Origin of the sequence: Methanocaldococcus jannaschii DSM 2661 (assembly GCF_000091665.1) — an archaeon.
Taxonomy (GTDB): Archaea; AGJL01; Methanococci; order Methanococcales; family Methanocaldococcaceae; genus Methanocaldococcus; species Methanocaldococcus jannaschii.
Genome location: NC_000909.1, coordinates 607975 through 630987, shown reverse-complemented (window position 1 = coordinate 630987; position 23013 = coordinate 607975). Strand labels below are relative to the sequence as shown.

General features: G+C 30.7%; 24 protein-coding genes and 1 tRNA gene. 15 read left to right on the top strand and 10 right to left on the bottom strand.

Annotation, left to right across the window (positions count from 1 at the left end):
- Positions 1 to 15: 15 nt before the first annotated feature.
- The 5 genes from MJ_RS03705 to MJ_RS03685 all read right to left on the bottom strand — a co-directional run bounded on the left by MJ_RS03705 (position 16) and on the right by MJ_RS03685 (position 5138).
- The gene (locus MJ_RS03705; RefSeq protein WP_064496585.1) at positions 16 to 312 is read right to left on the bottom strand and encodes a hypothetical protein; all 297 of its coding nucleotides are present in this window, start codon (positions 310 to 312) and stop codon (positions 16 to 18) included.
- 137 nt (positions 313 to 449) lie between these two features.
- Positions 450 to 1130 (bottom strand): HisA/HisF family protein, encoded by a 681-nt coding sequence (locus MJ_RS03700; RefSeq protein WP_010870208.1) that lies wholly within the window; start codon positions 1128 to 1130, stop codon positions 450 to 452.
- Positions 1131 to 1154: 24 nt separating this feature from the next.
- The gene (locus MJ_RS03695) at positions 1155 to 2939 is read right to left on the bottom strand and encodes a DNA-directed DNA polymerase II small subunit (RefSeq protein ID WP_010870207.1); all 1785 of its coding nucleotides are present in this window, start codon (positions 2937 to 2939) and stop codon (positions 1155 to 1157) included.
- Positions 2923 to 4167, bottom strand: coding sequence for a hypothetical protein (locus MJ_RS03690; RefSeq protein WP_010870206.1), 1245 nt, complete (start codon positions 4165 to 4167; stop codon positions 2923 to 2925). Before MJ_RS03690 ends, MJ_RS03695 begins: the two co-directional genes overlap by 17 nt.
- Positions 4164 to 5138: a mechanosensitive ion channel family protein gene (locus MJ_RS03685; RefSeq protein WP_010870205.1), complete on the bottom strand. Its 975-nt coding sequence runs from the start codon at positions 5136 to 5138 to the stop codon at positions 4164 to 4166. Before MJ_RS03685 ends, MJ_RS03690 begins: the two co-directional genes overlap by 4 nt.
- Positions 5139 to 5151: 13 nt before the next feature.
- Here MJ_RS03685 and MJ_RS03680 point away from each other — a divergent pair, with 13 nt between their 5' ends.
- Positions 5152 to 6294 (top strand): amidohydrolase family protein, encoded by a 1143-nt coding sequence (locus MJ_RS03680; RefSeq protein ID WP_010870204.1) that lies wholly within the window; start codon positions 5152 to 5154, stop codon positions 6292 to 6294.
- Positions 6295 to 6988: 694 nt separating this feature from the next.
- Here MJ_RS03680 and hisB read toward each other — a convergent pair.
- A complete protein-coding gene (gene hisB, locus MJ_RS03675) occupies positions 6989 to 7567 on the bottom strand; it encodes an imidazoleglycerol-phosphate dehydratase HisB (protein WP_064496583.1) in 579 nt (192 codons plus the stop codon).
- Positions 7568 to 7749: 182 nt separating this feature from the next.
- Positions 7750 to 8442 carry a fibrillarin-like rRNA/tRNA 2'-O-methyltransferase gene (locus tag MJ_RS03670; protein WP_010870202.1) on the bottom strand — a complete coding sequence of 231 codons (693 nt, stop codon included), beginning with the start codon at positions 8440 to 8442 and terminating at the stop codon, positions 7750 to 7752.
- A 68-nt stretch (positions 8443 to 8510) separates the two neighbouring features.
- Here MJ_RS03670 and MJ_RS03665 point away from each other — a divergent pair, with 68 nt between their 5' ends.
- The 3 genes from MJ_RS03665 to MJ_RS03660 are packed head-to-tail and all read left to right on the top strand — an operon-like array spanning position 8511 to position 9506.
- Positions 8511 to 9059 (top strand): DUF986 family protein, encoded by a 549-nt coding sequence (locus MJ_RS03665; protein WP_010870201.1) that lies wholly within the window; start codon positions 8511 to 8513, stop codon positions 9057 to 9059.
- Positions 9056 to 9199, top strand: coding sequence for a hypothetical protein (locus MJ_RS09475; RefSeq protein ID WP_162484749.1), 144 nt, complete (start codon positions 9056 to 9058; stop codon positions 9197 to 9199). The genes MJ_RS03665 and MJ_RS09475 overlap by 4 nt, the downstream gene beginning before the upstream one ends.
- Entirely contained in the window at positions 9180 to 9506 is a 327-nt protein-coding gene (locus tag MJ_RS03660; protein WP_010870200.1) for a hypothetical protein, read from the top strand. The genes MJ_RS09475 and MJ_RS03660 overlap by 20 nt, the downstream gene beginning before the upstream one ends.
- A gap of 114 nt (positions 9507 to 9620) precedes the next feature.
- Here the strand turns inward: MJ_RS03660 and MJ_RS03655 are convergent, their stop codons facing one another.
- Positions 9621 to 10865 carry a hypothetical protein gene (locus MJ_RS03655; RefSeq protein WP_010870199.1) on the bottom strand — a complete coding sequence of 415 codons (1245 nt, stop codon included), beginning with the start codon at positions 10863 to 10865 and terminating at the stop codon, positions 9621 to 9623.
- A 207-nt stretch (positions 10866 to 11072) separates the two neighbouring features.
- Here MJ_RS03655 and MJ_RS03650 point away from each other — a divergent pair, with 207 nt between their 5' ends.
- The 6 genes from MJ_RS03650 (at position 11073) to MJ_RS03625 (ending at position 13781) form a co-directional block, all read left to right on the top strand.
- Positions 11073 to 11690 carry a ThiF family adenylyltransferase gene (locus MJ_RS03650; protein ID WP_064496582.1) on the top strand — a complete coding sequence of 206 codons (618 nt, stop codon included), beginning with the start codon at positions 11073 to 11075 and terminating at the stop codon, positions 11688 to 11690.
- A 63-nt stretch (positions 11691 to 11753) separates the two neighbouring features.
- Positions 11754 to 11828 (top strand) — tRNA-Cys (locus MJ_RS03645).
- 402 nt (positions 11829 to 12230) lie between these two features.
- A complete protein-coding gene (locus MJ_RS03640) occupies positions 12231 to 12677 on the top strand; it encodes a 30S ribosomal protein S19e (RefSeq protein WP_010870197.1) in 447 nt (148 codons plus the stop codon).
- Positions 12678 to 12688: 11 nt separating this feature from the next.
- Positions 12689 to 13018, top strand: a complete 330-nt coding sequence (locus MJ_RS03635) for a DNA-binding protein (RefSeq protein WP_010870196.1) — start codon at positions 12689 to 12691, stop codon at positions 13016 to 13018.
- A gap of 5 nt (positions 13019 to 13023) precedes the next feature.
- Positions 13024 to 13617, top strand: coding sequence for a DUF7411 family protein (locus MJ_RS03630; RefSeq protein ID WP_064496581.1), 594 nt, complete (start codon positions 13024 to 13026; stop codon positions 13615 to 13617).
- A gap of 8 nt (positions 13618 to 13625) precedes the next feature.
- Complete coding sequence (locus MJ_RS03625; RefSeq protein WP_064496580.1) at positions 13626 to 13781, top strand: 50S ribosomal protein L39e; 156 nt, start codon at positions 13626 to 13628, stop codon at positions 13779 to 13781.
- Between the two features lie 94 nt (positions 13782 to 13875).
- On the opposite strand, the gene MJ_RS03620 is transcribed toward MJ_RS03625, so the two are convergent.
- The gene (locus MJ_RS03620; protein ID WP_064496579.1) at positions 13876 to 14289 is read right to left on the bottom strand and encodes a UPF0146 family protein; all 414 of its coding nucleotides are present in this window, start codon (positions 14287 to 14289) and stop codon (positions 13876 to 13878) included.
- Positions 14290 to 14506: 217 nt separating this feature from the next.
- Here MJ_RS03620 and MJ_RS03615 point away from each other — a divergent pair, with 217 nt between their 5' ends.
- Together MJ_RS03615 and MJ_RS03610 are read left to right on the top strand one after the other, a co-directional pair.
- Positions 14507 to 15514 carry an outer membrane lipoprotein-sorting protein gene (locus tag MJ_RS03615; RefSeq protein ID WP_010870192.1) on the top strand — a complete coding sequence of 336 codons (1008 nt, stop codon included), beginning with the start codon at positions 14507 to 14509 and terminating at the stop codon, positions 15512 to 15514.
- A gap of 67 nt (positions 15515 to 15581) precedes the next feature.
- A complete protein-coding gene (locus MJ_RS03610) occupies positions 15582 to 17324 on the top strand; it encodes a GmrSD restriction endonuclease domain-containing protein (RefSeq protein WP_010870191.1) in 1743 nt (580 codons plus the stop codon).
- On the opposite strand, the gene MJ_RS03605 is transcribed toward MJ_RS03610, so the two are convergent.
- Positions 17321 to 18082, bottom strand: a complete 762-nt coding sequence (locus MJ_RS03605; RefSeq protein WP_010870190.1) for an ATP-binding protein — start codon at positions 18080 to 18082, stop codon at positions 17321 to 17323. The genes MJ_RS03610 and MJ_RS03605 overlap by 4 nt on opposite strands.
- Positions 18083 to 18150: 68 nt before the next feature.
- Between MJ_RS03605 and mfnC the strand changes: the two genes are divergently transcribed.
- The 3 genes from mfnC to MJ_RS03590 are packed head-to-tail and all read left to right on the top strand — an operon-like array spanning position 18151 to position 23005.
- A complete protein-coding gene (gene mfnC, locus MJ_RS03600; RefSeq protein ID WP_010870189.1) occupies positions 18151 to 19263 on the top strand; it encodes a (5-formylfuran-3-yl)methyl phosphate transaminase in 1113 nt (370 codons plus the stop codon).
- A 29-nt stretch (positions 19264 to 19292) separates the two neighbouring features.
- On the top strand, positions 19293 to 20072 hold the full coding sequence (locus MJ_RS03595; RefSeq protein ID WP_010870188.1) for a radical SAM protein: 780 nt from the start codon (positions 19293 to 19295) through the stop codon (positions 20070 to 20072).
- 26 nt (positions 20073 to 20098) lie between these two features.
- Positions 20099 to 23005 carry an intein-containing RctB family protein gene (locus tag MJ_RS03590; protein WP_010870187.1) on the top strand — a complete coding sequence of 969 codons (2907 nt, stop codon included), beginning with the start codon at positions 20099 to 20101 and terminating at the stop codon, positions 23003 to 23005.
- Positions 23006 to 23013: the final 8 nt, after the last annotated feature.

Below are 23013 nucleotides of genomic sequence, written 5' to 3'. Positions count from 1 at the left end.
TAATAATTTTTTTAATTATATTAATAGCTTAAACTCTATATAACAGTGTGAATATACGATAATTGATATAATAATTATGGACCCAATTATTGATAATATAAGACCTTGATATGAACGTTCTTTTTTACTTAATATTTTTCTAATGGTTTTAGAAAAAGTAATTAATATTAAAAACAGAATTAAAAATAACATACCCCATAAAATTGAAATTGTAAATGCAACGGCACTGATAACAATACCAACGATTGTAATTATTGGTTTAATAAAGTTAATCCAATTTTTAATGCTTTTAATTTTATCTCTAATATTCATATTACCCACCAAAAAAATAATAAAATAGTTCTATACCTCAACTTCATCCAACTATAACACCATCTTTTAAATATGTTTCTGTAAAAAGTAGTGTTTATTTTTTCATTAGATTGAATTCATCAACTGATAGAACTTTATTAATCACCAAACTTATTAATAATCTCCTCTAAATCTAAAACCCCTTTATGTATTGCCGTTGCTATTAAAACAGCATCAACTCCTAAGTTATAGCATAGCTCTAAATCTTCCATTCCTTTAATTCCACCACCAACATACACCGGATTGTTAGTTTTATCTAAAACATATTTTATAAGCTCTGCATTAACCCCTCTTTGAGTTCCAACTGAAGAGATATCTAAGATTATTAGTGGTGTATCATCTCTAACACAAGATAAAATCTCATCCAAGCTGTAGTTTAAAAGATTCCCATTCTTAAAATCTAAGCTAACAACTATATCTTTTTCTTTAAGCAATTCAATATCTTTTAATGTCTCTGTTGCTACAATTGCCCTATCATCTTTATTTAAAACTTTTTTGATAGTTTCTAAATCCTCTCTACTCTTTACTCCAATATCAACAATCTTGTTTATAAAATCTATCTCTTTTATAATATCAAAATTATCTCCATTGCCCATTATAAAGTTTAAGTCAGCAATATAGATAGTTTTAGCTCCTCTTTCTTTGTAGGCTTTTGCTACTTCAATAGGATTTGATGATTTGCAGATAACTGACTCTAATGGCTTATATTCATCTCTATTTCCACTCTTTCCATGCACAGCTATTTTGTCTTTTAAATCAATGACTGGGATTATTTTCATAGTTTCCCTCTAAATTATTATTTATTAATATCTAACCTCTAAAACTCCCCTATCCCATTCTAAATAATGCCCCTTCTCCCCAACCTTAGCCATGTTTATTATTGGAACTATTGCAGGTGTTGGGCTAATACCCATCCTCTTCTGGAAATCTGTTTGCTCTTGGAATGTCCCGCTATTAACCATAACAACTCCTCTATAAATTCCATAACCGTTGATGTGTATATGCCCAGTGTGTAAAATATCAATATCCCTATCTATAACCAAGTAATCTTTATGTTCTGGAGCTATAGGACATCTTCCTCCATAAGTTGGACATAATAGCCTTCTTTTTATCAACTCCTTCATAATAGTTACTGGATTTTCATAACTTGCAGCCCTTATTTGTCCAACTAAGTCGTCAAAGCTTCTGCCGTGATATAATAGAGTATCAAAGCCATGGATGTTGAGAGTGCATGGGTTTCCAACGAAGTAGATGTTATCTCTATTAAATAGCTTAGTTATTTTCTCTGGCAGTTTTGGTTGAGGTTCTGCTGGTCTAACAGCATCGTGGTTTCCTGGGGAGATGATTATGCTTATATGCTCTGGAATCTGATCTAAATACATTGCTATTTCTCTATACTGCTCAATAATATCTACCTCATACAAATCCTCTTCCTGCCCTGGATAGACACCAACCCCATCAACTAAATCCCCAGCTATGCAGATGTATTTTAATCTGCTAACGACCTTTTCCTCTAATTCATTATCAACATCTCCATTTAAAAATCTGATGAATTTTTCAAACTCTTTATGCAAAAACTCCTTACTTCCAACGTGAATATCAGATAAAAATGCCATATATATCTCTTCATCAATTCTCTTTGGTTCTTTTGGTGGTAATGCTGGACGTATAATTTCATCAACGTATATTGAACTTCCAGATTTGCTAACAGTCCCAATAGCTCCAATAACTTCATCTAACAAAATATCGTCAGGTATTTTTCCAGCTTCGATTTTTTCTTTTGGCAGAATTAACGTTGCTTCATCTTCGGTGTCTTCAATCCTAACTATCAAGTTCCCATTTCTTGTACTATCAACATCACTAACGATTCCTACGACAAAAATATCCTTCTGTCCTTTCATTTTCTTTATATCTTTTAGAGGATATCCCTTTCTTTGAGCTTTTCTCTCAATAAAAACCTTTAATCTTTCAAATCTGTCTCTAAAGTATTTAACGAAGTCCTCAATAGTTCCAGTGCATGTGGATTTTCCAGACACGTCTGAATCTTCATATATCTCAATCACGGCATCGATGTCTTTAGCTATCCATTTTATTCTACTATTTACACTCTCTTTTATTTTTGTTATGTGTTCATATCTTTTAGCCCTCTCAGCATCGAAATCTTCTTTTTTCTCTTCTTTGGAAATTAGTTGTTTTAATTTCTCTTCAACATCTTCATCAGATTTTTTTATAAATTGTTCTTTTTCTTCTTTCTTAACAAATTCTATTTTTTCTTTTTCTATTTTCTCTTCAGTTTCTTTTTTAATCTCTTTTTTTACTTCTTTAGGTTTTTCTTTTTCTTCTTCTCCAGTGTAGTAAAATATAAAGTCAAAATCCTTATATTCATTTATTATTTCATCCAAATCTTTTTGTAAAAAGATGTCTAAAAACTTCTCATCTAACAAAATAAAAGCGTTGTTATATTTTTTAAATTCTCTAATTTTTTGAATTAGTCTTTTTAATTTTTCTTCATCAAAATTTTTTAACTTTTCATAAACAGTTGGTGATAATAAAGCCTCTAAATCTAAGAATTTATTTATTATCTCCATTTTTATCCTCCTTCTTTATCTTCTTAAATCTCTCTTTCTTCAAATGTTTATTTATATTGTAGCAGAGATAATCCAATGGATGAATGATAAATTTCTTCTTGCACAATTCGTCTGGCTTACAATAATAACTTAATCCCTTTCCACCATCATCTTGCCAGTTTTTGCAGTATTCACAGTGAGTTAATCTTCCATGCCCTACCTTATAGCCAATATTGTGCATAATATAGTATCTTGTCTTTTTCTCATCAAAGTCCTCAACATTTTTAAACAACATCTCAATAAGTTCATCTATAAACCTCTCAATCTCTTCCTCAGAGGCGATGTCTGTAGCTGAAACATTAACCAAATTCCCATTTTTATCTAAAGGTCTTAAGTTAGGGTTGAATTTAGCGCAAAACCAATATACAACAAAGCTCCTCCTTGCGTAATGTGAGGGTGAGCCACCACTTAAAATGTCATTTAAAATTCCTCTGATGCATGGAGGGTGCCATTCTAACGGGATATTTCCTTTATAGTTTAATGCTTTAATACCACTTATTTGTTCATATTTAACCTTGTCTTTTAGATAATCACTAATTTCATTTAATAATTCTTTTACTACACTATCATCTGGTAATTTTCTTTTTTTTATATTTTCCCCAAGTTTCATTAGCTCTACTCTAATAATTTCTTTTGCAAAAATTTCTTTAATTTTAGTTATATCTACAAAACCATTTTCTAAATCTAATCTCTCCAAGTGTAAATCGTTGATTCTTGACCTTGAAGCAATTTTTATAAATTCCCAGACAGAGATTTTATTTGGAAGTTTTTTAATAACTTTAATTTTTTTTATTTCTGCATATTTTCTTACAAAGGCATTAAAATATGGAGTATGGGATAATAATATAATTAAAAGGAAATCTAAAAGATTTGTAATTATTTCTTTTTTTATTTCAATCTCCTTTTCCCTTCTAACTCCAATCATAAATCTACTTTCATCTTTGGGTAATCTCTTCTCAACTTCTCCATCAATATCATAATCAATCATTTGAAAAATCTTATCAAATATGGTTATTTCTGAACTAATATTTGTAAAAATCGTTGAACTATCTCCAAAAATCTGCTTCAATCTCCAAATAATAAATTTTTTTGACATTTTTAATACATCTGAGAAATTGATGTCTATATTTTTAAATCTTTCTAAATACTCTTTAAACTCCTCCAAGTATTCTGAAAGCATAATAATCACGTGTTTTTAAATTTGTTTTCTGTTTCAATAACCGCTTTAATGTGTGGATAAGCCAATTTTACATCATTTTCTTTATTTACTTTTTCTAAAATTCTCTTGTTAATTTCACTTCTAATTTTTGCTTTCTCATAAACATTCACAAGATAAAGTGCTTTTATATAAAAAGAACTCCTTGTAATTCCAACTCTTACAACTGGTTTATCAGATAACTTCCTTGAAATGAGATATTTTCTCTTAGACCATTTTTCATAAAGTTCTCTCATTAAATTTCCAATAACTTCATCTGCTGATTCAAAAACAATTTTTTCTGCCTTGTTTATATTGCTATTTAGTGTAAAATGCACAACTATGTTATCCCAAATATATGGAGACCCTTTTGTAAGGTTTTCTATTGAGGCGGTGAATATATAAGAATTTGGAATAATTAAGACCCTTCCTGTTGGTTCAAAGGTGTCTGTTGTTAATTCACTTAAGTAAATGTGTTGAGTATCTATATCAAATACATCCCCAGCTCCCATATTTTTAATAAAAATTCTATCTCCTATCTTTATTGTTCTTGTATATAGGATGATAATCCATCCAGCAAAGTTTAAAATTGGCTTTTGTAAAGCGTATGTTACAGCAGCACCAATTAAACCAACTGAAACTACTAATGATGAGACATTTTGGTAGATAACGCCAAAAATCATTAAAGTAACACAAACATAAACAAGATATTTGAAGATATAGTTTAAGGTTAAATATTCCCCAGCTTTCTCCTCTCTCGTTCTTGCATACTTTTTAAATACCTCCGATGCAATATCTACGATAATAAGTCCAGATAAGATGATGATAGCTATAATCATTATTTGATTTTGATATTTGGCAAGTATCTTAATATACGTCTCTAAATTAAAAATTGACATAAGAGAGTGTAAGAGAAATATTAACAATACAACTTTTATTACTAATTTTAGTTTATTATCAATCATAAATTAAACCCCAATGGTGGTCTTTTTGCTATTAAAAAGCCAATTTCTATATGGGGAGGACTTTAAGCTAAGAAAAGGAACTTTAATTATTGAAGAAGGCATAATAAAAGGTTTCACGGATGAACATAATGAGAGAGAAGTTATTGAATTTAAAGGGCTTGTTATTCCTTCCCTTATAAATGCCCACACCCACATAGCTGATAATAGTATAAAGGACATAGGGATTAATAAAACTTTGGATGAGTTGGTGAAACCCCCAAATGGTTTAAAGCATAGATATTTGACTGAGTGTAGCGATGATTTATTAGCTGAAGGCATGAAACTTGGTTTAGGAGATATGAGAGAGCATGGAATAAAATATTTTTGTGATTTTAGAGAAAATGGAGTAAGAGGGATTAGTCTATTAAATAAAGCTTTAAAATGCTATGATTATCCAAAGGCAATAATCTTAGGAAGGCCTATAAAGGTTGATAAAGATGAGATTGAAGAAGTTTTAAAAGTCTCTAATGGTTTAGGGCTAAGTGGGGCTAATGAGTTTAAAGATGATGAGCTAAAATTGATTTTTAAAATCTTTAAGAAGTTTAAAGAAAAAGATGATAAGAAATTATTTGCCATACACGCAGCTGAGCATAGGGGGGCTGTGGAATACAGCTTAAACAAATATGGTATGACAGAGGTTGAGAGATTAATAGATTTAAAAATAAAACCAGATTTTATTGTTCATGGGACACATTTAACAGATAATGACTTAGAGCTATTAAAAGAAAATAATATTCCAGTTGTTGCTTGTGTAAGAGCTAATCTATCCTTTAATGTAGGAATGCCAAAGTTGAATGAGCTTAACGACAACTTATTGGTTGGGATTGGAACAGATAACTTTATGGCAAACTCTCCTTCAATATTTAAAGAAATGGACTTCATTTATAAGCTCTACCACATAGAACCAAAGGATATCTTGAGAATGGCAACAATAAACAACGCAAAGATATTAAAGCTTGAGAATGTTGGTTTAGTAGATGAGGGCTTTAAAGCTGTCTTTACCTTTATAAAACCAACAAATGCCATTTTGTTTTCAAAGAATATTATTGCTTCTGTAGTTACAAGATGTGAAAAGGGAGATGTTGTAGATTTTAGCTTAATGGAAAATGAAGAATAAGACATTTATAGAATATTTGTTTATAATTTATTATTAGGGTTTTAGGATTTTTAATTTTGTTATTTGGTTTATGGATTGTCTTGTTGTATAAGTTTGGAATTTAGAAATGAGAGTATTTAGGAATTATTTATTTATTTAGAGGTTTTAAATTTAATTTCTAAGGGTTTGCTGGTTTGATTGTTTAGAATATTTAACTTAATTAAATTATTTGGATTTTTAAAAATTAAGATTAATTAGGCAAGTAAATAAAATTTCTCTAACAAATAAGTTAAATTTTTGAATTTAGAAAGATAAAAATACTCTGTTTTATTAAAGGGAGAAAAGATTTAAATACTAAAAGGTTTATATTATAAGATGGTTATTTAACCTTAGAAAAATAAGGTATGGAAAAGCTTAAATATTAGGAGAGTCGTATAAATTATATTGTGGATAAGTCTCCTATTAAAATCAGACCTCTTGGAGGATGGAAAGTTAGTGTCTGCTCTCCATAGGTCGAATATGTCTCCGAGATTAAAATCAGACCTCTTGGAGGATGGAAACGAAGTTTTTGTATATCTAATCTATTTTCATCAGTAAAATTAGACTGTTATGGATAGAATATTCAAATAGATAAGGTTAAAATTTGTTGAATAATTAAAATTACATTCTTTTAGAGATTTAAAAATATTTTTTTAGAGATGATAAAAAAGAATTTTTATAGCTTAACCTCTCCCTTAGTGCTTATAACTCCCTTCCTTTCATCAATTTTTGTAGCTAAATCTAAAGCTACTCCAAAAGCCTTAAACAAAGCCTCTGCCTTGTGATGCTCATTCTTTCCAATAACTTCATAATGGATATTTAGCATTCCATAACTTGCAACTGACTCAAAAAAGTGATTTATATTCTCAGTTGCTAAGTCTCCAACAAACTCTCTTTTTGGCTCATAATTTCCTACACAATAACTCCTTCCACTTAAATCTATCGCTACAGTAGCCCTTGCATCGTCCATTGGAATTATAGCCCAGCCGAATCTAAAAATATTCCTCTTTTCAATCTGATTTAAGGCTAAACCTAAGCAAATTCCAACATCTTCAACAGTGTGGTGGTCATCTATCTCCAAATCCCCTCTTGCCTTAACAATCAAATCAAAACATCCATGTTTAGCAAAAGATGCCAACAAATGGTCAAAAAATGGAATACCCGTGTCTATTTTATATTTTCCAGTTCCATCAATGTTTATTTTTAGGTAAATATTAGTCTCTTTTGTTTCCCTCATTACTTCAAAAATCCTCATATTCCCACCAAACATTTTTACTAAAAAATAATTTTAAATTTATCTAAAAAAGCTTTATCCTTCCCAAACTCCAACAAACATAATATGTGGTCTTTCTCCAACCATAGGAGGAGACCTCCTATTGGGATACCTCCCGTCCATTAAGTTGGGGCTTTTAGCCCCAATTAATGTCCAATTTTATGTTATTTTCCCTCCCAAATACCTACAAACATGACGTGGTCTTTTTCAAACGGCTCAATATCTACCTCATCAACTATTTTAAAACCTCCTGCCTCTAAAATTTCTTTTTGTTCTTTAAAAATCTCTTTTGGGTCTTTTGTAACATCTATACTCCTTGCCTTTATTGCTATCATTCCATAACCGCCTTTCTTTAAAAACCACTTAGCATTTTTAATTAAAATCTCCGCTTGATTTGGCTGAGCAACATCCTCATAGATAACATCTACCTTTTCAACAATATTTGCATATTCTTGAGGTTTATTTGCATCTCCTAAAATTGGGATTATGTTTTCCCTCTCAGCACATGCATCTAAAAGCTCTCTCATAATCCTTGGTGCATACTCTATGGCATATACAATGCCTTTATCAGCAATATCTGCAACGTGAGATGGTGTAGTTCCAGCTGAAGCTCCTAAGTATAAGATTTTTGAATCTCTTTTTATTGGCATAACCTTTAAACCTTTAATTATTGCAGCTGCCAACTTACTTTTATTTGGATTCCAAATTCTATACTCTTCATCTCCAATTTTTATTATTTTTTCATCATATACTTTTTTTCCCTTAACAATAGATTTTGTTGCTATTCTTTTTAAGCCATCTCCTAAATCAACTTCATAGATGTTTTCAAAAATCTCTTTGATTTTAATGTCTTCCATTTTATCACCAAAAAATAATAAATCTAATGCAATATAAATAATAACTTATATGCATATATGGTGGTATTGTGGAGTCTATACTATTTATTGCAATTGCATTTTTAATTAATAGCTTTATCTCCTATAAAATAACAAATATGCAACCAAAAATTAAAAGTAGGATTTTTAAAAGAGTTAAAATGCACTATCTTAATTTGATTGAAGGTAAAAAGGCAGAGTTTGATAAGAAAGCAATGCCTATATTGTTTGGATTTATGATTATTGCTTTAATTTCCTTTAATATTTTATTGTATGTGGTTTATAATTGTCCAGTTTCAATAACTTCAATAATTGCAGAAATTCTTATTATTATATCAATGATTATTATATGGAAAGCATTTAACAAAGAAATTTCTGTCTATTTGTGTGATGATGGAATTTATTATAGTAATAAATTTATAAGTTGGAAAAATATTGAGAATGTTAAAAAAGATGATGGGTTTATCGTATTGTTCGGAAAGAAAAAGAAAATATTAGGACGAAAACTTTACTTACTTCAAAGAATTTATTTAAAATATGATGAAGAAATTGAAAACATCATTAAAAACCAGATAGAAAAATTTAGGGATAAAGCATGAATTTTTTGTTATGTATTTTAGCAATAACTTTAATTTATCTCATGGGATTGATTGTCTTTGGATTTTGGGATTTTATAAAATTTTTATCAATTAATAGAGGAAAATTACTAAAAAGCTTAAATGAACTTATGGGAATTTAGATTTGGAAAAAGCTTTTTATTTATTCCAAATTTTATTATGAAAGTTTTAGCATTTGAAGAACTCGCACTTTTTGATATTTTTGACTCTTTAATTAATGTTAAAATTAATATTTATGAGAATGGAATTGAATGTGGATTTTCTTTTTATAAATGGGATGAATTTAAAGGCTATAAAATAGAAGACAAATATATAAGATTAATTAGCAAATTTCCATTAATAATTAGATTGATATTTGTAAGAGACATTTACCTAAGATATGATGAAGAGCTTGAAGGTATAATAGAAAAGCATCTAAGACAAAAATAATGGGAGAATATGGATAAAATGTGGATTATATCAACTGCTATTGTAGTTATAGATGCATTATTGTATGTTCTGTATGTCCATTATCGTGAAAAAAATAAAAATCGTAAAAAGTAATTATTTCCTACTCTTTGTTTTTCCTATAACTTTCCTTTCTTTTTTACCTTTTTTATCTTTTTTCTTATCCTTTTTTTTCTTTGATTTTTCTTTCTTACCTTTCTTTTCTTTTTTCTTTGCTTTAGGTTTCTCTTTCTTCTTTTTCTTTGGTGGTTTTGGATACTTTCTTCTAATCTCTTCAACTCTCTTATTTAACTTTTCTAAAAGTTCATCTGCAATATAATCCCCAACATAATCAGCTCTTGCAGCTATAGCCAATTTACATGCTAAAGCTCTTGCTATTTTCCCTCTTTGCCAGTGTGGAGAACCTTGAATTAAAGGGTGATTATATATTATACCATGTTTTGGAGGCTCCACACCCATCCTTAAATGGGCAAATAAAGCCTTCTCAGCACCTAAAACTTGTATTGTTGAAGCAGGCATCTTAGCCAATTTCTCCAATCCTCCAGCTAAACCTATTAATCTCGCTCCTAAGGAAACACCAGCAAGTTTTGTAATATTTGGAGCTTCTTCGTTCATCAATTTTTCTAAATAGTTATATAGCTCCTTCCTTTTTTCATATAGGTGATTTATTTCCTCAGCAAATTTAACAATAACATCTAAATCATAATCTTCCAATTCTCCTCCCATTGAATTTTTTGCGGCTTCAGCAATTTTCCCAGCTAATTTTGAAGGAAGGATTTTTTTTAGCTGACTCTTGGTAAAGTTTTTCCTTTTTCCTAATTTTGTTATTAGGTTAGCATAAACTTCATGTTTATTAACTAAGTGGTCTAACTCTGGGAAGTAGAGGGAATACCACTCTCTCAATCTCTCAGATAACAAGTTTAGAGTTTTATCCAAATCAGATATTGCCTCTGCAACTTGAATAATGATTTTATCCTTTTGTTGAGCATAGCTCTTTATAACTTTCTTTGTTAGCTCAGTGCTCCAATAATGCATCTTCTTTCTAAATTCATCATAGTTGTTGAAGTATCCCAATTCTTTTCCAACTTTAAATAAGTTGTTTCTTAAAAACTCCCCTATATTGAATGGTTCAGTGCTAAGTGTTTCTAATTTAATCTCATCTCCCCATTCCTCTTTTAACTCATCTGCTATTTTATTTGGCTGAGTTTTTAATTTAAACATTATATCTGGAATTTCTTCCTCATTAAACAATTTTTTATACTCTATATCTTCCAATCCGCTAACTTCTTTATTATCTTTAACTCCAAAAGCTCCATAAGGTGTAAAAGTAACATAAATCAAAATAATCCCCCCTGATAAGTTTTTATATATAGAACAACATTAAAATTTTCTTAAATAAATAGTTTTTTGCAAAATGTCTTATATTAGTAAAGCATAATAATGAACGCCTTCTTTGAAGGCGTTCAATGTTCCTTAATAAATTTTAATAACTTTGCAAAAAACTATTATACTTTCTTACTAAAAAAGTTCTGTTTGGATGGGATATTTATGAACGTTGAAGAGATGGAGAGAAAATTAAAGCCAAAAGGAGAAGTTTCAATAATTGGATGCGGAAGATTGGGTGTTAGAGTAGCTTTTGATTTATTAGAAGTTCATAGAGGTGGGGTAGAAAAAGTTTATGTTTTTGATAATGCCAAAATAGAAGAAAATGATATTGTCCATAGAAGATTAGGGGGAAAGGTTGGGGAATACAAAGTAGATTTTATAAAGAGATTTTTTGGAAATAGAGTTGAGGCATTTAGAGAAAATATAACTAAAGATAATCTTCATTTAATTAAGGGAGATGTAGCAGTGATATGTATAGCTGGTGGAGATACAATCCCAACAACAAAGGCAATCATAAACTACTGTAAAGAGAGAGGAATTAAAACAATAGGAACTAATGGGGTATTTGGTATAGAAGAAAAAATAAAGGTTTGTGATGCCAAATATGCAAAAGGCCCAGCCAAATTTTTAAATTTAGATGAAGAGGGGCATATAGTTGTAGGAACTGAGAAATTTATCAGAGATTTTGAGCCAATAACACCATATACATTAGATGAGATTGCTAAAAGGATGGTTATTGAATGTTTAAGAATATTGTGGAGCAAATACTATAAAAGTTAAAACCATAAAATTTATATACTACCTCTATATAGTTTATGTATGCAACTCATAGGTTTTGAAAGAGCCGGGGTAGTCTAGGGGCTAGGCAGCGGACTGCAGATCCGCCTTACGTGGGTTCAAATCCCACCCCCGGCTCCATTTGAAACTTTAAGAAAGTTTCATCAAAATCTGACACCTCCTCGCTTACGCTCGGAGGTGTAAATTAAGAGGCATTGCTTCCGTTAGGAAGCAATGCATCCGTTTTGATGAAACTTTTACTAAAAGTTTCGTTTAAATTTCACCCCCGGCTCCATTTTTTATATTTAACTCTCTTCTCTTTTTTATAGAGTTAAATTTTAAACCTAAAGATGTATCTATCGATAATAATAAGATATAAATATAACCTAATCAAATTAATACTAAGCTTGTTTTATTGGTTTAAACTACATATCCTTAAATAGATTTTATGCTACAAAAACTCATAATCTTAAACACAAAATAAATAGATTAGAAAGAAAATCAAAATAAATTAATTAAAAAATAATTAAGAGAGGTGCAAAAATGGTAACTGTCTATGATGTTCCAGCTGATAAGTTAATTCAGAAGACAGCTGAGAAATTAAAAGAGATGAATATAGGAGTTCCAGAATGGGTAGATTTTGTTAAGACAGGAGTTAGCAGAGAGAGAAGACCAGACCAAGATGACTGGTGGTATATAAGGTGTGCATCAATCTTAAGAAAAATCTATATTTACGGCCCAGTAGGTGTTTCAAGATTAAGAACTGCTTACGGAGGAAGAAAAAACAGAGGTCATGAACCAGAACACTTCTACAAAGGTAGTGGAAACATCATTAGAAAAGCTTTACAAGAATTAGAAAAATTAGGTTTAGTTGAAAAGACACCTGAGGGAAGAGTTGTTACTCCAAAAGGAAGAAGTTTCTTAGACAACATTGCTAAAGAGGTTAGGGATGAAATAATTAATGAAATCCCTGCTCTTGCTAAATACTAAGGGGATGCTAAATGGATGTTGAAGAAATTAAAAGAAAAAAGCTTCTTGAATTGCAAAAAAAGCTTGCTGAACAACAACAGCAAGAAGAGGCATTATTAGAGGCGGAGATGCAAAAAAGAGCTTTATTAAGGAAAATATTAACACCTGAAGCAAGAGAGAGATTGGAGAGAATAAGATTGGCAAGACCAGAATTTGCTGAAGCTGTTGAAGTCCAACTAATCCAATTAGCTCAACTTGGAAGATTACCAATCCCATTGAGTGATGAGGACTTTAAAGCTTTACTCGAGAGAATAAGTGCATTGACAAAGAGAAAGAGAGAAATTAAAATTGTTAGAAAGTGAAACTTATGGATGTTCATGTTCTCTTTAGTGGAGGGAAAGATAGCTCCCTCTCTGCAGTGATATTAAAAAAACTTGGTTACAATCCTCATCTAATAACTATAAATTTTGGTGTTATTCCCTCTTATAAATTAGCTGAAGAAACTGCTAAAATTTTAGGATTTAAGCATAAAGTTATAACTCTCGATAGAAAAATTGTTGAAAAAGCTGCTGATATGATTATTGAACATAAATATCCTGGCCCTGCAATACAATATGTTCATAAAACTGTCTTAGAAATTTTGGCTGATGAATATAGCATTTTAGCGGATGGGACAAGAAGAGATGATAGAGTCCCAAAGCTTAGCTATTCAGAGATTCAGAGCTTAGAGATGAGGAAAAATATCCAATATATAACCCCATTAATGGGTTTTGGTTATAAAACTTTGAGGCATTTAGCAAGTGAATTTTTTATATTAGAAGAGATAAAAAGTGGAACTAAGTTGAGCTCTGACTACGAGGCAGAGATTAGACATATATTGAAGGAGAGAGGAGAAAGTCCAGAGAAATATTTCCCTGAACATAAACAAACAAGGGTTGTTGGATTAAAAAAGGAGATTTAGGTGAGATGATGGGAAGCAACAAGCCATTAGGAAAGAAGGTAAGATTGGCTAAAGCATTAAAGCAGAATAGAAGAGTTCCATTGTTTGTCATTGTTAAAACAAGAGGGAGAGTTAGATTCCACCCAAAAATGAGATACTGGAGAAGGAAGAAATTGAAGGCTTAAGTGAATGGACATTAATTAGGGCTGAAAGCCCTAACTTAATGGACGAGTTTTGATGAAACTTTTACTAAAAGTTTCGAAGGAAGAAATTAAAAGCTTAAATTTGTTTTTCTTTTATATAAAACACTTCTCCTTTGTAGTTTTTTAGTTTTAGCTCTTTTATTGGCATCTCATTCAAAAGAGGTCTTATAATTAAATTTGCATTAACTTTTTTTGATAAATCTAAAATATACGGCTGTAAATCTCTTGGAGGTCTTATGGAATATATTAAATCAATATTTTTATATAAACTTATATTTGGATTAAATAAATCATCTTTATAAGCATTTAATCCCAACAATTTAGCTTTTTCAATAGCTTTTTCATTAATATCTATGGCTATCAAATCGAAATATTTACTTAATTCTCTTGCAACATCAAATTTAAATCCAATTCCAATCTCAGCTATTTTTTTACAGTTATTTTCTTCTGCGAACTTTTTTATAAACTCAACTATTATCTTAACATTCATTTTTTCACATCTTTGAAATTTTAGAAACATTTAAATATAAATGTGAAAATAAAAAATTCTGTCCAATTTGGACTTTTATAGTTTCTTGCAAAAGTTACTGAAGTTCGTAAGGAAGGTTTGAACACCTTCCTTTTGGAAGGTGTTCATAAATGTATTATTTATTCTAAAATGTTTTGCAAGAAACTATACTTTACTTTATTAAACTGGGAGGGGAAATATGAACTACAAATATCTAATACTTTCTTTATTTTTAATAGTTGGCGTTTTCTTTGCTGGATGCACACAGCAGATGAATGCAGATGAGATAGCAAAGAAGATGCAGGAGAAGTATGAGGCAATGAAGTCAATGGAGGCAGATGTTTTAATTACAACGAACATAATGGGGCAGACAGAGACGATGCAATACAAATATGCATTTGAAAAGCCAAATAAGTTTTATATGGAAAATGATGATGTTTTAATTGTCTGTGATGGGAAAACTTACTATATGTATGATAAAAAGAAAAATCAATACACAAAGATGGAGATTAAAGGAGAATTAAATAATATGTTTAACCCTGACTACGGAAAGTTTATAAAATCAATGCTTGAGAAATTTAATGTTTCATACCTTGGAGAAAAAACTTATGATGGAAGAAAATGTTATGTTTTAGAGCTAATTTCTAAAGAAAACCCTGAAGAAAAGATGAAGATGTATGTTGATGAAGAGTATTGGCAACCTCTGAAGATAGAGATGGATGGCGTAACAATAGAATATAAGAACGTTAAATTTAATGTGGATGTTCCAGATGATAGATTTAAGTTTGTTCCTCCAGAAGGAGCTAAATTGATGAGTTCTGGAGCAATGACAACATCAAAAAATATAGATGAAGTTCAAAAGGATGTTAGCTTTAAAATCTTAGTTCCAAAATACACTGCTGGGCTTGAATTGCAGAATGCAATGGCTACAAAACAAAATGCCAATAATGAAGAATCAGAGACAGTAATTTTAACTTATGGAGAAAATGGGGAGTTGGCAATTATTGAAAGTAAGGACAACAAACCCTTAACGATTCCTGAAAATGGTAGCAATTTAATAACATTAAAAAATGGAGTTAAAGCATTAATTTCAGACAGTGGAGATGTAAAAATGTTAATGTTTGAATACAATGGAATAAAAGTAATAATAGCTGGAAAATTGGATAAAAATGAGCTTATAAAAATAGCAAACTCAATGATTGAATAAAAAATTTTATTTTTTATTTTTTTAATCGTTTGAAATACATGAGATTGGCGATTATGAGGGTGAAAGTATGGAGTTGAGTCATGATACAAAGAACCTTTTAGATTTAGTAAAAAAAGCATACGAAGGGGAAGTAGCACTCCCTGATTTTCAGAGAAATTTTGTCTGGACAAGACAAGATATAGAAGAACTAATTAAATCTCTTTTGGAAAATATGTTTATAGGAACTTTTTTAATCCAAGAAATAAATCCTGAAAATCCACCATTTGGGACAATCTACATTAGGGGGGCAGAGGAATTAAATCCTAATATAACATTAAGAAAACCAAGAATTTTGGTTCTTGATGGTCAGCAAAGACTAACGTCATTATTTTATGCAATATATAGCCCAAATTTTCCATTAAAAAATACTACAAAACCTTATGCGTTTTTTATAGATTTAAACAAATTAGTTGAAGATGATATTGATAATTCTGTTTTTAGCCTGTCTAAAGATTGTAGACAATATAAAGCTTTATTAAATGAAGATAATTCTTTCGATATAGAAAAATTAAAAGAAAAAAGATTTTTCCCATTAACATTTTTATCAAATTCAAATAAATTTTATAAGATATGGTATAAGCATTTTAGTGAAATTTTTCCTGAAGAAGTATTTAATTATATGCATAACATATTGGAATATAAAGTTCCTACACTAATTTTAGGATTATCTTACAATGATAAACCCGAACAAGTTGTAGTGTTATTCGAAAGAATAAACAAAACTGGTATAAAATTATCGCCTTACGATTTATTGGTTGCAAGATTTTATAAATTTATAAAATTAAGGGAAAAGTGGGCAGAAGCGTTTGAAAATAACATTCGCATTAAAAATTTTGCAGGTGATGTTGAGGATACAAAAGTGCCTTATATGTTTATTCAGGCATTAGCTTTAAGTAAAGGAATGAGCATCAAGTCAAGAGATTTAATTAAAATTGATAACTCCATTTTAAATGATGAATCATGGAATAGAGTTGTAGATATTGCTGAAAATAAAGTATTTCAAAGAATTTTTGATATTAGCGAATATGGAATTGCAGATATTAAAAAATGGAATCCATATACACCAACAATAACGATGATGTTGGCATTCTTTTTAAAACATGATATTCCAGATATGGACAAAGTTAATAAATGGTATTGGAGTTCAGTATTTTCTGAGAGATACTCGGGTTCTACAGAATCCAAGATGATGAAAGATTTTAAAGAAGTTTCACAATGGATTGAGAACAATAACAAAATTCCAGAAGTCGTTGAAAACTTAAAGATTGAAATACAATATGGAGCATACAGTTTAAAGAAAGTTAAAAGTTCTGGAAGTTCAAAATATAAGGGAGTATTTAATTTGATATTTAAAAATAAACCAATGGATTTCTATAAGCCTGATAATATTGCCTACTATAAGCTTGAAGACCATCATATATTTCCTAAAGGATTTTTAAGAAATAAAGGCATATCCAATGAATATATAGATTCAGTTTTAAATAAAACACCCATTCTTGATGAAACCAATAAGAAAATCTCAAAAAAATCACCATCCAAATATGTCAAAGAAATGATAGAAATTCAGAAAAATAAAGGATTATCCGAAGATGAAGCAGTAAATAAAGTTAAAGAAATTCTAAAAGGGCATTTTATAAATGAAGAAATGTTTGAAATTCTAAGAAATACCGATGATTCATTATCAAAAGATGAAATTGAAGAGAACTTTAATAGATTTATAGAGCTTAGAGAAAAATTAATCTTAGAGAAAATATTGGAATTAATATCTTAAAATTTTTTATTAATTATCTTCTCAGCAATTTCCTCAACTTTTTTATAAACTTCATTATTTTCTGGAAGATTCCATAAAGGAATGCCTTTTAAATCATACTCAGCTATTTCCTTATTATAAGGAAGCTTCCCAATTAAATTCAAACCAAGCTCTTTTGCATAGTTATCAATTAGCTCTTCATACTCTGGTTTAACCTTATTTGCAACAACATAGATGTCTTTAAACTTAACCTCCAACTCATTAGCTAATTTTTTAATTCTCTTTGCAGTCCCTAAACCTCTCTTTGATGCATCAGTTATAACAATCATCACATCAACATTTTGGGTTGTTCTTCTGCTGAGATGCTCTAAGCCAGCCTCAGTGTCTATAACAACAAACTCATAATCCTTAGCTAAGTTATCTATAATCTGCCTAAGCCAGTTATTTACACTGCAGTAACATCCACTACCTTCAGGCCTTCCCATAACCAATAAATCATAATATTTTGTCTCAACCAAAATTTCAAAAATCTTACTCCTTAAATAATCTAATTTCGTCATTCCTGCTGGAATTTCATCCCTCTCAACTAACTTTTTTAGCTCTTCCCTAATATCTCCAACAGTTTTTTCTACTTCAACTCCCAAAGTTTCTGGTAGATTTGAGTCTGGGTCTGCATCAACAACCAAAATACTGTTTGTTTTCTTAGATAATGCCTTAATTAATAATGTTGTAAATGCTGTCTTTCCAACTCCACCTTTTCCACTCACAGCAATAATCATTTTATGCCACCACGAAAAGTATTATTAATTAATAATAATTCCTTTTAGTGTTTATAAATGGTGATGTCATGCTATCAAAAAGGCTCTTAAATTTTGAATCATTTGAAGTTATGGATATTTTAGCATTAGCACAAAAATTAGAGAGTGAAGGGAAGAAAGTTATACACTTAGAGATAGGAGAGCCAGATTTTAACACACCAAAACCTATTGTTGATGAAGGAATTAAATCTTTAAAAGAAGGAAAAACACACTATACCGACAGTAGAGGTATTTTAGAGTTAAGAGAGAAAATTAGTGAGCTATATAAAGATAAATACAAGGCAGATATAATCCCAGATAACATAATCATTACTGGAGGGAGTTCTTTAGGGCTGTTTTTTGCTCTATCTTCAATAATAGATGATGGAGATGAGGTTTTAATTCAAAATCCATGCTATCCATGCTATAAGAATTTTATCAGATTCTTAGGAGCTAAGCCAGTGTTTTGTGATTTTACAGTTGAGAGCTTAGAGGAAGCTTTATCTGATAAAACAAAGGCTATAATTATAAACTCTCCTTCAAACCCATTGGGAGAAGTTATAGATAGAGAGATTTATGAATTTGCCTATGAAAACATCCCTTATATAATCTCTGATGAAATCTACAATGGCTTAGTTTATGAAGGGAAATGCTATTCAGCAATTGAATTTGATGAAAATTTGGAAAAAACCATTTTAATTAATGGATTCTCTAAGTTGTATGCAATGACTGGGTGGAGAATAGGTTATGTTATATCTAACGATGAGATTATTGAAGCAATTTTAAAATTACAGCAGAATTTATTTATCTCTGCTCCAACCATATCTCAATATGCGGCATTAAAGGCGTTTGAGAAAGAAACTGAAAGAGAAATAAACAGCATGATAAAAGAATTTGATAGAAGGAGGAGATTAGTTTTAAAATACGTTAAAGATTTTGGATGGGAGGTTAATAATCCAATTGGAGCTTACTATGTATTTCCAAACATTGGAGAAGATGGAAGAGAGTTTGCCTATAAATTATTGAAGGAGAAATTTGTTGCTCTAACTCCAGGAATAGGCTTTGGTAGTAAAGGGAAAAACTATATAAGGATTAGCTATGCCAACTCCTATGAAAACATTAAAGAGGGTTTAGAGAGAATTAAGGAATTTTTAAACAAATAGATAAGCAAAAACTTTATAAGGGGCTAATAATGAATAGTAAAATAGAAATAATAAAAATTAAAGCTAAAAAACCTATTAACCCAACAAAGATACCCGGAGCAAAGTATGTTATAAATCAATATATTGGATGCCAATATGCATGTAAATACTGCTATGCAAGATTTATGTGTAAATGGTATAATTATGGAAAATGGGGCAGTTGGGTTGTTGTTAAAGAAAATCTACCAGATTTAATTAAAAACAAACACATCAAAGGAAAAATATATATGAGTAGTGTTTCAGATGCCTATCGACCGATAGAAAAAGATTTTAAACTAACAAGGAATATCTTAAAAAATATTGATAAGAGGGCTGAGCTATCTATACTAACAAAATCAGATTTGGTTTTGAGAGATATGGATTTATTTAAAAAGTTCAGCAGTATAGAGGTTGGCTTAACCATTAACAACTTTGAAGGAAATCTTAAAAAAGATATTGAGCCGTTCTCTCCAAGCAATGAGAAGAGAATAGATGCCTTAAAAACACTCTATGAAAACGGCATTAAAAACTATGCCTTTATATCTCCAATAATCCCAGATTTGATTGATGTTGAATATATAATAGGTGAGACAAAGCCCTTTACCAACTTTTATTACTTTGAATTTTTGAATTTAAAGGCAAGCAGAGAGTTTAAACACTACTTAGAGCAAAACTATCCAGAGAGTTATGAAATAATTAGCAATAAAACAGCATTTAAAAGATACATAGATGAGGTAATAAATACCATAAAGAAGAAAGATATAGCTATTAAAGGCATTTGTGTGCATTAATAAAAACACATTAATGGTGATGCATAATGAAAGATGTATTAAAAAGGGTCTCCGATGTAGTATGGGAATTACCTAAGGATTACAAAGATTGCATGAGAGTTCCTGGAAGAATCTACTTAAACGAAATCCTATTAGATGAGTTAGAACCAGAGGTTTTAGAACAAATAGCGAACGTTGCATGCTTGCCTGGGATTTATAAGTATTCTATAGCTATGCCTGATGTGCATTACGGTTATGGGTTCGCGATTGGCGGGGTAGCGGCTTTTGACCAAAGAGAAGGAGTTATAAGCCCTGGAGGGGTTGGTTTTGATATCAACTGCCTTACATCAAACTCAAAAATATTAACGGATGATGGATATTACATAAAATTGGAAAAACTAAAAGAAAAATTGGATTTACATATTAAGATTTATAATACAGAGGAGGGAGAAAAGAGTTCAAACATATTGTTTGTCTCTGAAAGATATGCAGATGAGAAGATAATAAGGATAAAAACAGAATCTGGAAGAGTTTTAGAGGGAAGTAAAGACCATCCAGTTTTAACATTAAACGGTTATGTACCAATGGGCATGTTAAAAGAAGGGGATGATGTAATAGTTTATCCTTATGAAGGGGTTGAATATGAAGAACCGTCTGATGAGATAATATTAGATGAGGATGATTTTGCAGAGTATGATAAACAGATTATCAAATATCTAAAAGATAGAGGGTTATTACCACTTAGAATGGACAACAAAAATATTGGTATTATTGCAAGATTGTTAGGTTTTGCATTTGGAGATGGAAGTATAGTTAAAGAGAATGGGGATAGAGAGAGGTTGTATGTGGCATTTTATGGAAAGAGAGAGACGCTTATTAAAATTAGAGAAGATTTAGAGAAATTAGGAATAAAAGCTTCAAGAATATATTCAAGGAAGAGGGAAGTTGAGATAAGAAATGCCTACGGAGATGAATATACAAGCTTGTGTGAAGACAACTCTATAAAAATAACTTCAAAGGCATTTGCATTGTTCATGCATAAATTGGGAATGCCAATTGGTAAAAAGACAGAGCAGATATACAAAATCCCAGAGTGGATAAAGAAAGCTCCAAAATGGGTAAAGAGAAACTTCTTAGCTGGATTGTTTGGAGCTGATGGAAGTAGGGCAGTGTTTAAAAACTACACACCATTACCAATAAACTTAACGATGTCAAAGAGTGAAGAGCTAAAAGAAAATATCTTAGAGTTTTTAAATGAAATTAAGCTATTATTGGCTGAGTTTGACATTGAAAGTATGATTTATGAGATAAAATCTTTAGATGGTAGAGTTTCATACAGACTGGCAATTGTTGGGGAAGAGAGCATAAAGAACTTCTTAGGAAGAATAAACTATGAATATTCAGGGGAGAAAAAAGTTATTGGATTGTTGGCTTATGAATACTTAAGAAGGAAGGATATTGCAAAAGAAATTAGAAAAAAATGTATTAAAAGAGCAAAAGAACTTTATAAAAAAGGAGTAACAGTCTCAGAAATGTTAAAGATGGATGAATTTAGAAATGAGTTTATAAGCAAAAGATTAATTGAGAGGGCAGTATATGAAAACTTGGATGAAGATGATGTAAGAATTTCAACAAAATTCCCAAAGTTTGAGGAATTTATTGAAAAATATGGGGTTATTGGAGGATTTGTAATAGACAAGATAAAGGAGATTGAAGAAATTTCTTATGATTCAAAATTGTATGATGTTGGAATAGTAAGCAAAGAACACAACTTCATAGCAAATAGCATAGTTGTCCATAACTGTGGAGTTAGGCTTATAAGAACAAATTTAACAAAAGAAGAAGTTCAATCAAAGATAAAAGAGCTTATAAAAACCTTATTCAAAAATGTCCCTTCTGGTTTGGGAAGTAAGGGAATTTTAAAATTCAGCAAAAGTGTTATGGATGATGTATTAGAGGAAGGAGTTAGATGGGCTGTTAAAGAGGGTTATGGATGGAAGGAAGATTTAGAGTTTATTGAAGAACATGGCTGTTTAAAAGATGCAGATGCTTCCTATGTCTCAGATAAAGCAAAAGAGAGAGGAAGAGTTCAATTAGGAAGTTTAGGAAGTGGAAACCACTTCTTAGAAGTGCAGTATGTTGAAAAGGTATTTGATGAGGAAGCTGCTGAAATATATGGAATAGAGGAAAATCAAGTTGTTGTTTTAGTGCACACCGGTTCAAGAGGTTTAGGGCATCAAATCTGTACTGATTATTTAAGAATTATGGAAAAAGCAGCCAAAAACTATGGAATAAAACTTCCAGATAGACAGTTGGCATGTGCTCCATTTGAATCAGAAGAAGGGCAGAGTTACTTTAAAGCAATGTGCTGTGGAGCAAACTATGCATGGGCAAATAGACAGATGATTACTCACTGGGTTAGAGAGAGCTTTGAAGAAGTATTTAAAATACATGCTGAGGATTTAGAGATGAATATTGTCTATGATGTAGCCCACAACATAGCTAAGAAAGAAGAACACATAATAGATGGAAGGAAGGTAAAAGTTATAGTGCATAGAAAAGGAGCTACAAGGGCATTCCCACCAAAGCATGAGGCAATTCCAAAAGAATATTGGAGTGTTGGACAGCCGGTTATTATTCCTGGAGATATGGGAACCGCCTCTTACTTAATGAGAGGGACAGAGATTGCTATGAAAGAGACGTTTGGTTCAACGGCACATGGAGCCGGTAGAAAGCTAAGTAGGGCTAAGGCATTAAAGTTGTGGAAGGGTAAAGAGATACAAAGAAGATTGGCAGAGATGGGAATCGTTGCCATGAGTGATTCAAAGGCAGTTATGGCAGAGGAAGCACCAGAGGCATATAAGAGTGTTGATTTAGTCGCAGATACATGTCATAAAGCTGGAATATCATTAAAAGTAGCAAGAATGAGACCATTAGGAGTTATTAAAGGATAAACTTCCTC